The following is a 13436-nucleotide window of genomic DNA, read 5'->3' on the forward strand; positions in this document are numbered from 1 at the left end:
AGCAGGCGGCGAGCGAGAAGACGAGTGCGCCGGAGGCGACGAGGCCGAGGCCGACCTTGGTGATGCGCTTGCGGGTGAAGGCGTTCATGATCAGGTCCTTTTCTGTGGTTCCCGGTGGGGTGCAAGGGATTCGCCACCGGGACCGACACGGATTGGTCCCGCTCGTCGCTCTCAGGAGACGGTCAGGTGCGGCAGTCCGCACCCCACCCGGCACCGCCTCAGAGGCCGGGCCCGCCGTAGACCCGGAGCGCCCCGGGCGCGACCTCGACCGTGACGGGCAGCGCGCCGATCCGCTCGCCGTCGGCGTAGGCGACGACGTCGTCCGACTCGATCACCACCCGTCGGGCCCGGTGGACGTGCACCCGCGGGTCGTCGAGGTGCGTCCCGGCGGCGACCCGCGCGAACAGCCGCACGAACTGCAGCCGGGTGAGCCGCTCGACGACGAGCACGTCGAGCAGCCCGTCGTCGAGCCGCGCGTGCGGCAGCACCCGCATGCCGCCGCCGAACGACTGGCCGTTGCCGACGCTGACCAGGGTGCCCCGCACCTCCGACGCGACGCCGTCGATCTCCAGCCGGTACGAGAGGTGGCGCAGCGCGAGCAGCTCGAGCGCGAGCGCCAGGTCGTAGCGTCGACGGCCCCTCGGCCAGCGCAGGCGGTTCGCGCGCTCGTTGACGACGGCGTCGAAGCCGGCCGAGAGCATGCAGCCGAACCAGGTCGACTCGTCGCCGCGCGTCACCCGGCCGGCGTCGATCACGGTCGCGGGTCGCTCGAGGCGGTGGACGAGGAGGCGCGTGGCGGCCGCCACGTCGTCGTGGGGCAGCCCGAGGGCCCGGGCCATGTCGTTGCCGGTGCCGGTCGGCACGACCCCCAGCCCGACCGGCGTCCCGGCCACGAGGTCGACGCCCAGGGCGACCATGCCGTCCCCGCCGACGACGACCAGGGCGTCGGCGCCCCGGTCGAGCTCGCGGCGGACGGCGTCGACGAGGGCCGCGTGCGACTCCTCCTGCAGGGGCGCCACCGTGTGGCCCGCGTCGCGGAGGGCGGCGACGACGCCGTCGCCGACCCCCCGGCGGCGGCCGGTCGAGGCGGAGGGGTTGACGGCGACCACGAGGCGGAGCGGGGGCATGCCCCTGATCATGGCACCGCACCTCCCGCGGGCCAGCGCGCCGTGCGCGGCCCCCGGCCCACCTGGCATGATCGAGGGATGACGACCACGACGACGCCCGCCGCCTACGAGCCCACGATCCGCGAGTCGCCGAACCGCGCGCTGGCCCTGACGATCGGCACCGTCGTGCTGCTGCTCGGCGCCGTCGGGTTCTTCGCAGAAGACATGGGGTCGTTCGTCAGCACCGAGGGCGCGCCCCTCGGGCCGTGGAACGTGAACCCCGCCCTGATCGTCATCTGGGTGCTGACCGGTGCCGCGCTCATCATCGCCGGTGCCTCGGGCCGTGCCGCCGCCCGCTCGATCAACCTCGCGGTGGGCCTGCTCTTCGTCGTCTTCGGCGTCGCCGGGTTCCTGGTGCGCGACACCGAGGCGAACTACCTCGCGCTCAACCTCGGCGACGACGTCACGCACCTCGTCGCCGGCGCGCTGCTCGTGCTGACCGCGGTCGGCGCCGAGCGTCGTCGCCGCCGCTGAGCCGCAGCTCCCGGCGGGGCCGCCGCTAGGGCTCACGTTCACGGCGGACTCCAGGGCGCGGCCCTGGCCGACCCGCGCCTCCCCGGCTATGGTTAGGCTCACCTAACCGGCCTTGTGCCGGGTCGCCGACCGGATCGGAGGTGGGAGCGATGTCCGTCGTCATCCCCTTCTCGCAGGCCCTCCGTGAGCGCACCTCGGCCAGCGCCTCCGGCGTCGACGCGGGCTGCTCGTTCATGACCGACCTGATGACCGGCCGCGGCACCCGCGACGACTACGTGCAGATGCTCGCGCAGCACCACTTCGTCTACGAGGCCCTGGAGCGCGTCGCCGAGCGGTGGGCGGGCGACCCCGTCGCCCGGCCGTTCCTGTCGCCGGCGCTGACGCGGCTGCCCGCGATCCGCGCCGACCTCGAGTTCCTCCTGGGCGAGGGGTGGAGGCGCCGCATCGAGCCCCTGCCCGTGACGGCCCGGTACGTGGCCCGCATCGAGAGCGCCTCCGCGTGGGTGGGCGGTTTCATCGCGCACCACTACACGCGCTACCTCGGCGACCTGTCGGGGTGCCAGATCATCCGCACGCTGATGCAGCGCCAGTTCGGCTTCGAGACGAACGGCGTCGGGTTCTTCCTCTTCGCCGAGATCGCCCGCCCGAAGGAGTTCAAGGGCACCTACCGTCAGCAGCTCGACGCGGTCGACTGGACCGCCGACGAGCGCGAGCGCGTGATCGACGAGGTCGTCGTGGCCTACCGCTTCAGCACCGAGCTCTTCGTCGAGCTCGCCGCCGCGAAGGCCGCCGCCGCCGCGTAGCGCGCCGGCGCCCCTCCTCGCTCACGAACCCCGTTCTCGCACGCGAACCCCGCCGCGGCGGGGTTCCCGTGCGAGAACGGGGTGCCGCGCGGGAGCGGGGTGCCGCGCTGGTGCGCGCGAGCGTGCGCAGGCGCGGGCGCGACGCGCTACGCGGTCGCGGCGTCCTCGGCGGCGCGGATCGCGGGCACGCGCGTCGACTGGCTCATGAAGCGCCGCACGTCGAGGTCGACGATGATGTCCGCCGGTCGCAGCGGCCGCGTCAGGTAGAGGCCCTCGAGGGTCGTGATGCGGCTCAGCGCGACGTAGGTCTGCCCCGCGCTGAACACCCGCGACCCGAGGTCGACGACCGCGCTGTCGTACGTCTTGCCCTGCGACTTGTGGATCGTCACGGCCCACGCCAGCCGCAGCGGGAACTGCGTGAACTCCGCCACGACGTCCTTCTTCAGCTGCTTCGTCGTCGCCGACCACGAGTACGCGAACTTCTCCCACACCGCCGGCTGCACCTCGTGCTCCTCGCCGTCGACCTCGACGAAGACCGTGTCTCGCACCTTCGTCACCGTGCCGGTCGTGCCGTTCACCCAGCGCTGGTCGGGGTCGTTGCGCAGGAACATCACCCGCGCCCCCGGCTTCAGCTCGAGCGCGTCGTCGGCGGGGTAGGCCCGACCGCCGAACTCGCCGCTCACCTCGGCGCGCGCCGTCAGCACGCGCCCGGGCAGCCGCTCGAGCTCGACCTTGTTGATGCGGGTCACGGTGTCGTTGCGCGTCGCGAGCGTGATCGCCGAGCCGTCGGTCGGAGCGGGCCGCGCCCCGGCCGCGTTCAGCGCCCCGGCGATCTCGGCCGTCACGCGCCCGTGCCGCACCGCGTTCAGCATCTCCTTGAAGTCGCCCGCCGTCTGCCGGTGGATGAACGCCAGCTCGTAGATGCGCAGCGAGGCCTCCTGCCAGACGTGCGCGTCGAAGAACCACATCGACCGGTAGTTGTCGCGGAAGTACGACTTCTCCTCCAGGTCGCCCGGCACCGGGGGCAGCTGGTAAGGGTCGCCGAACAGCACGACCTGCACGCCGCCGAAGGGCTCGGCGCGGCGCTGGCGCGCCTGGCGCAGCGAGCGGTCGATCGCGTCCATCAGGTCGGCGTTGACCATGGAGACCTCGTCGATGACGAGCGTGTCGATCGTGTTGAGCAGCTTGCGCAGCTCGCTCTTCTGCTCGATGTCGTGGTCGGCGATCAGGCCGATCGAGAGGCGGAAGAGCGAGTGGATCGTCTGCCCGCCGACGTTCAGCGCCGCGACCCCGGTGGGCGCGCAGATGACGATCTGCTTCGAGGTGTTCCACGACAGGTGGTTGAGCAGCGTCGACTTGCCGGTGCCCGCGCGGCCCGTCACGAAGACGTTCTCGCGCGAGTTCTCGATCGCGTCGAAGACGGCCTGCTGCTCGGCGGAGAGGGCGACTGGCACGGGCGGGACGACCTTCCGGGGCACGAGGCTGATCAGGGGCGAGGGGGAGGCGCGGCGAGGCCGGGGCGACCGGCCCCGGCGACCGCGGCCGGAGCACCCAATCTACCCGCGACTCCTCTCGGGCACGGCTCGCCGTGACCTGCTCCGACCTATGCTGTGGAGATGTCTTCTGCTGTGGGGGAGAGGAGACCCGCCCTGCGCCGCTGGCCGTTCGTCGCGATCTGGGGCGGGGCCGCCCTCCTCGTCGTGATCGGGTTCGTCGTGACCGTGTCGGCGCTCAACGCGACCCTCTACGGCGCCGCCGGCTTCGCGCGCGGCTACCTCGACGCCGTCGACCGCGGCGACACCTCGAGCGCCCTGACCCTCGCGGGCGTCGAGCAGACCGACGAGCTCGAGGACTCCCTGCTCGACGTGCCCTCGCTCGGCGGCCTGGAGGACGTGCACGAGGTCTCGCAGCTCTCGCTCGGCGACGGCACGCGCACGGTCACCCTCGGCTACACGCTCGACGGCGTCGAGGGGCAGTCGCAGTTCGTGCTCACCCGGGCGGGCACGCGGTTCGGCGTCTTCCAGGCCTGGCGCTTCGCGCAGCCGCCGACGGCGATCCTCAGCGTGACCCCCGAGCACGACCCCCGCTTCACGGTCGACGGCCGCGTCGTCACGACCGCCGGCGGCGACGTCGCGACGCGCTTCACGGTGCTCGCCCCCTCGCGCTTCGAGCTGTCGCACGAGAGCACCTGGCTCGAGGCGCCGACGGTCGAGGCGAGCGTGCTCGGCGTGGGCTCGACCTCGTCGGCGACCGTGGCGACCGTGGCCCGCGCCTCCTTCGCGGAGGAGCTGCAGGGCCAGCTCGACGACCAGCTCGACGACACCTGCGTCACGCAGTCGGTGCTGCTGCCCGCGGGCTGCCCGTTCGGCCGCCAGGTCGACGACCGCGTCACGAGCGACCCCGTCTGGTCGATGGTCGAGCACCCGCAGCTCGCCGTCGTGCCGTCGGCGACGCCCAGCCAGTGGCTCGTGCAGGAGACCCCCGGCACCGCCCATCTCGTCGTCGAGGCCCAGTCGCTCTTCGACGGCCGCCGCTACACGATCGACGAGGACGTCCCGTTCACCGTCAGCTACCAGATGACCATCGGCACGGACGACCAGATCACCTTCCAGTAGCGCTCCGCGGCCGGGGGGAGTCGCGGGTCGGCCGCCCGGCAGGGCTCCCGCCCCGGTCCCGGCGAACGCCCCGGGTCCGCATCGGCCGCGCTGCCATACTGTGCCGATGATCCCGGGCGACGAGCAGGCTGGCGCGCTGACGGGGGCCTCCGCGGCCCCCCGAGCAGCCGTGACGCTCGTCGACGTCGCCGCCCGCGCCGGCGTCAGCCTCAAGACCGCGTCGCGCGCCGTGAACGGCGAGCCGCACGTCGCGGAGGAGACGAGGAGGCGCGTGGTCGAGGCCGCCGACGCCCTCGGCTTCCGCCTGAACAGCATGGCCAGCATGCTGCGCCGCGGCATCCGCTCCAGCGTGGTCGGCTTCGTCACCGGCGACCTCGCCAACCCGTTCTACGCGGCGATCGCGTCCGGGATCGAGCAGGAGCTGCGGGGCCACGGCATGCAGCTCGTCGTGGCCAGCACCGACGAGGACCCGGTGCGGGAGCGCGAGCTGGTCGACGAGCTCGTCTCGCGCCAGGTGCGGGCGCTCGTCGTGGTCTCGACCCGCGCCTCCCACGCGGAGCTCGCCTCGGTGCAGGAGCGCGGCGTCCGCGTCGTGCTCGTCGACCGGCCGCCGGTCGGGCTCGAGGCCGACACCGTGCTGCTCGACAGCGTCGCCGGAGCCCGCACGGCCGTCGAGCACCTGCTCGCCCACGGGCACCGACGGATCGGCTTCGTCGGCGACTTCTCGCGGCTCTCGACGCACCACGAACGCCTCACCGGCTTCGGCGAGGCGATGACCGCGGCGGGCGTCGACGACTGGCGCCGGTGGGTGCGCGAGGACCGGCACGACGCGGCCTCGGCCCGCTCGGGCGTGAGCGACCTGCTCGCGCTGCCCGAGCCTCCCACCGCCCTCTTCGCGAGCAACAACCGCGTCACGACGGGCACGCTCTCGGCGCTGCGCGGCCTCGCGGTGCCGCCGGCGCTCGTCGGCTTCGACGACTTCGACCTCGCCGACGTGCTCGGCGTGACGGTCGTCGCGCACGACACGGTCGAGATGGGGCGCCAGGCGGCGCGGCTCGCCCTCGCGGCCGGGGAGCCCCCGCGGTGCGTCGTGGTGCCGACCCGGCTCGTGCCGCGCGGCTCGGGCGAGGTCGCGCCCGGCGTCAGCTGGCGCTGACGCGCCGCCGCGCTGCCCGCTGCCCGCCGCCCGCCGCCGCACGCCGCACGCCGCTGCCCGCACTGACGAACCACGTCCTCGCGGCCGAACCACGCCGCGGCCTGGTTCGGCGGCGAGGACGTGGTTCTTCTCCGGGGGCGCCGCGGCGCGACTCCGCGGGACGACAGAGACCCCCGTGCGGGCACGGGGGTCTCTGCGGTCAGGGTGAGCGGGGCGGCGGGACTCGCCCGCCGCCCCGGCCGCTAGGCGTCGTCGCCGACGGCCAGCAGGTGGCGGCGCCGACGTCGCGCCGCCTCGATCGCCAGGGCGAGCGCCCCGGCCGCGAGCAGCACGCCGGCGACGAGCCCGCCGTCGACGGGCGACTCCGGCCTGCCGCCCGTGTAGGCGAGCGACCCGTCGTACGAGCCCGGACGCAGCGGGGCCACGCCGGTCGCGGACGGTGCCGTGTCGACCACCGAGAAGGCGACGCGGACGGCTGCCTGCGACGTGCCTCCCAGGGCCTCCACCTCGTGGGCACCGGTGACGGCGCCGGCCGGCACGGTGAACGAGCCGCTGACCAGGCCGTCGGCGCCCGCGGTGAGGGTGCCGAGCGCGATCGGGTCGCTGAACAGCGTCAGCGAGACGGTCTCGCCGGGCGCGAAGCCCGCGCCCTCGACCGGAACCACCGTGCCGCGCGTGGCGGAGTCGGCGAGCACCCGCAGCGACGGCGTCCACGCGCCGGGGCCGCCGGGGTTGCCGGGGTTGCCGGGGTTCCCGGGGTTGCCGGGGTTGCCGGGGTTCCCGGGGTCGCCCGGGTTGCCGGGGTTCCCGGGGTCGCCCGGGTTGCCCGGGTTGCCGGGGTTCCCCGGGTTGCCCGGCTCGCCCGGCTCCTCCGGCTCGACCGGCGCCGCCGCGACCGTGACGGTGGTCGTCGCCGAGGCGCTCGACCGCCCGTCGTCGACCGTGACCGTCACCGTGTACGTGCCCGGCAGCGCGTAGGTGTGCGCTCCCGAGACGGCCCCGCCCGCGACCGTGCCCGCGGTGACGGCCGTGCCGTCGCCCCAGTTCACGGTCGCCGTGACGGCGCCGTCGGCCGCGTCGCCGACGCCGCCCGTCACCGTCGCGAGCTCGCCCGCGACCTCGACGCCCGCCGTGCCCGTGAGGCCCGCGGCCGTCCCGGTCACCACGAGGTCGGCCGGGGGCGCGAGGCGCGTGCCGTCGGTCGCCAGCGCGAACACGTGGATCCGCCCGGCGGCCCGCGGGTCGCCCGTCTGCACCGGCAGGGTCAGCGAGACCGCCGTCTTGCCGGTCGGCAGCGTGACCGGGGCCGTGGCGTAGACGCCCGCCACCGCTCCGTCCGAGCCGTTCGCCCCGTTCGTGCGGCCGTCCGAGGTCGCGACGACGACGTTGCCGAACGCCGGGGTGGTGACCCCGGCCGTCCAGTCGCCGAACTCGATCGGGAAGGGCTGGGTCGAGCCGTCGTCGAAGGTCAGCGTGCCGACCGTCTGCTGGGCCCGCTCGTTCGCCGTGCCGATCACCGACAGCTGGGTGACGTCGTCGCCGAGCTCGAGCGGCAGCACCTGGCCGGCGCCGGTCGCGTTGTCGGGCTCGCCCGCCGGGATCGCCGGCAGGTCGAACGTCAGCGCGGTGCCGGGCACGGCCACCGTGGTGCCCTGCACGAAGCCCTTCTCCGCGAGCGACTGCCGCTTCAGCCCGTTCTGCAGGTAGTCGCAGTTCGCGGCCTGGCCCGGCTCGCCGAGGCAGACGCTGTCGAAGGCGCCGACCAGCGAGGGGGCGGTGCGGGTCACCACGACGTCGGCGGTGGTCGACGCCGACTCGGTGCCGTCGGTCGCCGTGACGATCGCCGTGTAGGTGCCCGGTGCGTCGAACACGTGCGCCGGGGCCGTGACGTCCCAGCCGCCGAGGTCGGTGGGCGTGAGGGCCGCGCCCTGCGGGCCCTCGCCGTCGAGCCAGTCGACCGTCGCGGTGAGCTCCTCGGGGGCGTCACCGCCGCCTCCTGCCCCGCCGGAGGCGCGGGTCACGGTCGCGACGGAGCCCGAGAACTCGGCCCCCGCCTCGCTCGTCAGGCCCGGCTTGCCGGTCAGCGTGAACTCCCCGGCGGGTGCCGTGGTGTCGGCCATCAGCTCGAGCTCGGAGAGCGTCATCGCGCGCCCGTCGGTCGTGCCGGTGGCCGTCAGCCGGTACCAGGTGAACGGCCGCGGGTCGGTGACCGTGAACGGCCTGGTCTGCAGCGCCGACGGGAAGGTCTGCGCGGCGCGCTCGTCGAGCGGCAGCCAGGTGGTGCCGTCGGTCGAGCCCTCGAGGGCCCAGCCGGTGGGCGCCGCCGAGCCGGCGGGGCCGTTCGTCAGCGTGTAGCGCGAGACCGTGACCGGCCCCGACGCCGAGCGCCAGGTGACCGCCGCGTCGGGCGCGTCGAAGGCGACCGCGGTGCGGGCCGAGTCGTCGGCGAGGCGGTCGACGACCGTCCCGTCGCTCGAGCTCAGCACGCCCTGGCCGGCCGTCGTCGCGTCGACGAGGGGCACCGGCACCTCGACGGGCTCGGGGGCGTGCGCCGCCCACGTGCTCGGCCGGGTGCCCATCGTCAGGTCGAGCACGCCGCCGGCCGCGACGTCGTCCTGGCTGAGCGAGACGGTGTCGATCGCCGCGCCGTTCAGCCGGGCCGACTGCACGTACACGGCCTCGTTCGAGTTGCCCTCGGCGCGCACCGTGAACTCGCGGCCCGACCCGAGGTGGATGGTCGCCTCGTCGAACAGCGGCGAGCCGATCGTGTACGAGTCGGTGCCCATGGCGAGCGGGTAGAAGCCGAGCGCCGAGAACAGGTACCACGACGACATCTCGCCGTTGTCCTCGTCGCCGGGGTAGCCCTGGCCGATGTCGCTGCCGACGAAGAGCCGCTGCGTGATCTCGCGGACGACGCGCTGCGTGGTCGCGGGGTCGCCGTTCGCCGCCGAGACGTAGGGGATGTGGTGCGAGACCTGGTTGCTCATGCCGAGCTGCCCGAGCCGGACGTCGCGCGCCTCCAGCATCTCGTGGATGACGCCGCCGTACCCGCCGGGCTTGTCGGCGTCCTCCGGCGTGGAGTAGAACTCGGCCAGCTTGGCGTCGAGCCCGTCCGAGCCGCCGTAGAGCGCGGCCAGGCCGGCCACGTCGAACGGGGCGTGGAAGGCGAAGTTCCAGCCGTTCGTCTCCGTGTACGCGCCGCCCCACGACTCGGGGTCGAAGGTGTCGGGCGACTCGGCGAAGGTGCCGTCGGCGCCCCGGGCCTGGAAGAAGCCGACCGCGGGGTCGAACAGGTCCACGTAGTCGCGCGACCGGTCGAGCAGCCAGGCCGACTCCTCCCTCAGCTGCGCACGCCGCGCCTCCGGGGTGGCCGGGTCGTCGGCGAGCGCCGCCGCCATCCGGCCGAGCCCGAAGTCGTTGATGTTGCCCTCGAGGCCCCACGAGACGCTCTCGCCGGTGCTCGCCGGCGTGTAGCCGAGGAAGAGCGACTGGTCGAGGCCCTTCCGGCCGACGCCGCTCTCGGTGGGCTGCACCGACGCGTTCTTGAGCGCGGCGTCGTAGGCCTCGAGCGCGAGGTCGCCGCTGACGGCGCCCTTCAGGTAGGAGTCGGCGAACGCGACGTCCGAGCTGGTGCCGGTCATGAGGTCGGCGTAGCCGGGGCTCGACCAGCGCGCGATCCAGCCGGAGTCGCGGTACTGCTGCACGAAGCCGTCCATGAGCTCGCTCGCGACCTCCGGGTAGAGCATCGAGTAGGCGGGCCAGACGGTGCGGTAGGTGTCCCAGAAGCCGTTGTTGACGTAGATCTTGCCGGCCTTCACCTGCGCGTTCGTCGTCGTGTCGGTCGCCGCGCCCTCCTTCGGCGCGACGGGGCTGGCGTACCGGTAGTCGGGCGCCGAGGCCGTGCCCGTGTTCTCGAACTGCGAGTTCGGGTACATGTTGAGGCGGTAGAGGCTGCCGTAGAGGGTGGCCAGCTGGTCGTCGCGGGCCCCCTCGACCGTGATGACGCCGAGGCGGTCGTTCCAGAGCTGCTCGGCGGCGCCGCGCACCTCGTCGAAGCTGCGGCCGGTGACCTCGAGGTCGAGGTTGCGCGTGGCCTGCGCGGCCGAGATGAACGACGTGGCGAGGCGCAGCTCGACGACGCCGGCGGGGCTGTCGCCGCTCGGCGCCGTGGCGTCGAACGAGGCGTAGCGGGCGCCGTCGCGGTCGCCCGCCGCGGTGCCGACCGAGGTGGGCGTGCGGTCGAACGTGCCGGAGACGAACATGCGGCTGGCGCCGGCCGAGAGGCCGGAGCCGTTCTCGACCCAGCCGCTGACGCGGCCGTCGGCCGAGACCGTGAGGCCCGAGCTGCCGGCGACGCGGTCGACGATGACGCTGCCGGCCCGGGTGGTGCTGCCGGGGTCGGTGCCCGCGGTCTCGGGGAAGGCGAAGCGCAGCACGGCGCCGTGGTCGGTCGGCGTGACGGCGGCCTCGAGGCCGCTCGTGGTGGCGACGCTGTAGAGGTCCGGTCGCGCGACCTCGGCCCCGTGGTCGAACTGGAGGGCCCGGGTGGCGAGCGAGGCGTCGGGCGCCCCCGCGCCTCCCGCACCCGCGACGGTGGTCGACGGGAGGATCGCGAGCTGGTTCCGGTCGCCCATCCACGGGCTCGGCTCGTGCGAGACGCCGAGGCCCTGCAGGCGGGGGAGGTTCTGCGCGTCGTTGCCGCGGGCGTAGTCGTACAGCCACGACTGGCTCGACGCGTTCGTCATCGGCGTCCAGAAGTTGAAGCCGTTCGGCACGGTGGCCGCCGGGACGTTGTTGCCCCGCGAGAAGCCGCCGGTCGCGTTGGTGCCGCGACGCGTGTCGACGTGCGCGACCAGGCTGCTGCCGTCGACGCGGGCGGGCGCCGGGTCGAGGTCGAGGTCGTCGACCCAGCCCTGGAAGCGCGTGTCGGCCGTGCCGCCGTCGTTGTCGTAGGTGAACAGCACGCGCTCGACGGTCTGGCCGGCCAGGTCGCCCAGGGGCACCTGCACCGAGTTCCACTGGTCGGCGTAGAGGATCTTCGCGGCGCCCTGGTCGGCGGCGGAGGTGCCGCCGCCCTGGCCGTCGACGACGCCGTCGGCCGCGCTGACGAGCGAGCCGTCGCTGAGCTGCAGGTCGACGGCGGCGTAGGTGGCCGGGTACTGCAGGTCGCCGCCGAGCTCGGGGAAGACCTTGTACGAGAAGACGGTGTCGTCGCCGATGAGCAGGTCGAGGTCGTCGTAGAGCACGTTCGTGGCACGGGCGGGGCCGTCGGTCGTGTGCTCGCCGGCGTATCGCAGCGAGCGGGTGCCGCTGAAGCCGGCGCCCGGCTTCATGTTCGGGCCGCTGACCGGGCCGGTGCCGACGACGGTCACCATCGGGCCGGCCGGAGGCGCGGTGTCGGTCCCGTCGCCCAGGCTCCAGTCCGCGAGCTGGGTCAGCCCCGCACCGGCGTTGGCCGTGATGTCGAGGCGGTACGCGTCGTACGCCCCGGGCGTGGTGACGGCGTACTCGTTCGTGGCGCCGCGGCTCGCGAAGGTGATGCCGCTGAGGGTCGTGATCGGCGTCCAGGTGGCTCCGCCGTCGGCCGAGCCCTGGAGGGTCACGTCGCGGGGGTCGCGGGTGGGGGCGTCGCCGCCGCTGGTGAGCGAGAACTCGGCCGCGGTCTGCGGCGAGTCGAGCAGGTAGGTGATCGAGGCGGTGCGCTCGAAGGCGAGCCACTTGCTCGCCGCGTTGCCGTCGGTGAGGTTGATCGCGACCTCGCCGGGGGCGTTCTCGGCGGTGGAGGTGACCTCGGTCACGTGGCCGAGCAGGCTGCCGGCGGGGAGGCCGGTCGAGCCGGAGACGTTCTCGCTCGGGGCGACCGCGGCCGACCCGGGGTCGACGTCGGTGAGGGGCGTGCTGGCGAGCGGCTGCGCGTCGGCGGCCTCGAAGCTCGTCCGCCAGTCGCTGCCCGCGACCGCGGCGGCGCGGGCGTCTCCGCCGCGGGCGTCACCGGAGCTGCCGGAGCCGCCCGGTGCGGCGGCCGCGGGGCCGGCGCCGGTGAGGGCGCCCGTGACGGCCAGGGCGATCGCGGTGGTGATCACCCCCGCCCGTCGTGCCTGCTGCTTCGCGGAACTCCGCCTCCAGCTCGCGCCCCTGCGCTGCTGCTCGTCCGTGCGGACACGACCTGACGCCATCGTCACTCTCCTGCTGTCGACCCGTGATCGGGGGTGCGGCGGCCCGGGGGCCTGCCGCCGGCCGCTGGTACGGCCGAGCACGACGACGACGCCTGTCATCGATGACAGCGTTGTCATGCACGTGTTCTTTCTACCCCCGCGCGGGGGTGGTGGTCAAGGCCGGCGGCGCGTGCCGCCGCCGGCCGGCGGCGGCCACCTGCCTCACCGAGGTGCCGCGTGCTGGGCCCACGCCACCGCCGAGGACCCAGATCGCGTCGTCCCGCCGCGGCAGCGGGCTCGCGCGGCCCGCGTCGCCCCGCGAGGCACCACGTCCTCGCACCGGAACCACGCCGCGGCGTGGTTCGCAGGCGAGTACGTGGTTCGTCCCGCGCTGCACCCGCTACCGTCGCCCCATGGTCAGCGTCGCCGACAAGCCCGCCCTGCACCTCACCGAGCCGCAGTGGGTGCACTACCTCGAGACGGTCGCCCACCCCGACGGCGTCCGGCTCCTGCTGCGCAAGAAGTCCTCCGCCCGGGTCGGCATGACCTGGTCGGAGGCCCTCGACGTCGCGCTCTGCCACGGCTGGATCGACGGCCAGTCCCAGCGCGTCGACGACGACTTCCTGCTGACGGCCTTCCAGCCGCGGCGCCGTGCGAGCCCGTGGTCGCAGGTCAACCGCGACCACGTCGCGCGCCTCGTCGCGGAGGGGCGGATGCTCCCCGCGGGCCAGGCCGAGGTCGACCGTGCGAAGGCCGACGGCCGGTGGGAGGCGGCCTACCGTCAGAAGGACGCGGTCGCCCCGCCCGACCTCCAGGCCGCCCTCGACGCCGACCCCGCGGCCGCCGCGCACTGGGCGACGCTCACGAAGACCGTGCGCTTCCGGACCTACTTCCGCCTCGCGGCCCTCAAGCGCCCCGAGACCCGCGCCGCGCGCGTCGCCGACGTGGTCGCCGCCGCCGCCCGCGGCGAGCAGCACTACCGCTGACGCGCGCACCCCGCCCCGCGCCCCGCGCCCCCGCGCCCGCGCCCGGCGCCCACGCCCCGCGCAGACGACGAACCCCGTCCC

The 13436-nt window shown here is 74.6% G+C and carries 8 protein-coding genes; 5 read left to right on the forward strand and 3 right to left on the reverse strand.

Translation table 11 applies throughout. From position 1 onward, the window contains the following. Positions 1 to 218: 218 nt before the first annotated feature. Positions 219 to 1127, reverse strand: coding sequence for a diacylglycerol kinase family protein (locus tag IFT45_RS16235; RefSeq protein WP_185230920.1), 909 nt, complete (start codon positions 1125 to 1127; stop codon positions 219 to 221). Positions 1128 to 1205: 78 nt separating this feature from the next. Between IFT45_RS16235 and IFT45_RS16240 the strand changes: the two genes are divergently transcribed. Then, a complete protein-coding gene (locus IFT45_RS16240; RefSeq protein ID WP_082514681.1) occupies positions 1206 to 1640 on the forward strand; it encodes a DUF4383 domain-containing protein in 435 nt (144 codons plus the stop codon). A gap of 149 nt (positions 1641 to 1789) precedes the next feature. Beyond that, the gene (locus tag IFT45_RS16245) at positions 1790 to 2443 is read left to right on the forward strand and encodes a heme oxygenase (biliverdin-producing) (protein WP_167261485.1); all 654 of its coding nucleotides are present in this window, start codon (positions 1790 to 1792) and stop codon (positions 2441 to 2443) included. 146 nt (positions 2444 to 2589) lie between these two features. Here the strand turns inward: IFT45_RS16245 and IFT45_RS16250 are convergent, their stop codons facing one another. Further along, positions 2590 to 3897 carry an ATP-dependent RecD-like DNA helicase gene (locus tag IFT45_RS16250; protein ID WP_185230922.1) on the reverse strand — a complete coding sequence of 436 codons (1308 nt, stop codon included), beginning with the start codon at positions 3895 to 3897 and terminating at the stop codon, positions 2590 to 2592. A 162-nt stretch (positions 3898 to 4059) separates the two neighbouring features. Here IFT45_RS16250 and IFT45_RS16255 point away from each other — a divergent pair, with 162 nt between their 5' ends. Together IFT45_RS16255 and IFT45_RS16260 are read left to right on the forward strand one after the other, a co-directional pair. Next, on the forward strand, positions 4060 to 5058 hold the full coding sequence (locus IFT45_RS16255) for a hypothetical protein (protein ID WP_192046827.1): 999 nt from the start codon (positions 4060 to 4062) through the stop codon (positions 5056 to 5058). 106 nt (positions 5059 to 5164) lie between these two features. Then, positions 5165 to 6214 (forward strand): LacI family DNA-binding transcriptional regulator, encoded by a 1050-nt coding sequence (locus IFT45_RS16260; RefSeq protein ID WP_082514682.1) that lies wholly within the window; start codon positions 5165 to 5167, stop codon positions 6212 to 6214. Positions 6215 to 6456: 242 nt separating this feature from the next. Here IFT45_RS16260 and IFT45_RS16265 read toward each other — a convergent pair whose 3' ends face one another. Then, positions 6457 to 12297: a GH92 family glycosyl hydrolase gene (locus IFT45_RS16265; RefSeq protein WP_197982506.1), complete on the reverse strand. Its 5841-nt coding sequence runs from the start codon at positions 12295 to 12297 to the stop codon at positions 6457 to 6459. A gap of 485 nt (positions 12298 to 12782) precedes the next feature. Here IFT45_RS16265 and IFT45_RS16270 point away from each other — a divergent pair, with 485 nt between their 5' ends. Further along, positions 12783 to 13355 (forward strand): YdeI family protein, encoded by a 573-nt coding sequence (locus tag IFT45_RS16270; protein WP_056058584.1) that lies wholly within the window; start codon positions 12783 to 12785, stop codon positions 13353 to 13355. The last annotated feature ends 81 nt before the right edge of the window (positions 13356 to 13436 follow it).

Source organism: Frigoribacterium sp. CFBP 13707, from assembly GCF_014842245.1.
Taxonomy (GTDB): Bacteria; Actinomycetota; Actinomycetes; order Actinomycetales; family Microbacteriaceae; genus Frigoribacterium; species Frigoribacterium endophyticum.

Excerpts from the sequence above, each read along its gene's own strand:
- IFT45_RS16240 (WP_082514681.1), top strand. The coding sequence starts at position 1,206 with ATGACGACCACGACGACGCCCGCCGCCTACGAGCCCACGATCCGCGAG.
- IFT45_RS16235 (WP_185230920.1), bottom strand. The coding sequence starts at position 1,127 with ATGCCCCCGCTCCGCCTCGTGGTCGCCGTCAACCCCTCCGCCTCGACC.
- IFT45_RS16245 (WP_167261485.1), top strand. The coding sequence starts at position 1,790 with ATGTCCGTCGTCATCCCCTTCTCGCAGGCCCTCCGTGAGCGCACCTCG.
- IFT45_RS16255 (WP_192046827.1), top strand. The coding sequence starts at position 4,060 with ATGTCTTCTGCTGTGGGGGAGAGGAGACCCGCCCTGCGCCGCTGGCCG.
- IFT45_RS16270 (WP_056058584.1), top strand. The coding sequence starts at position 12,783 with ATGGTCAGCGTCGCCGACAAGCCCGCCCTGCACCTCACCGAGCCGCAG.
- IFT45_RS16260 (WP_082514682.1), top strand. The coding sequence starts at position 5,165 with ATGATCCCGGGCGACGAGCAGGCTGGCGCGCTGACGGGGGCCTCCGCG.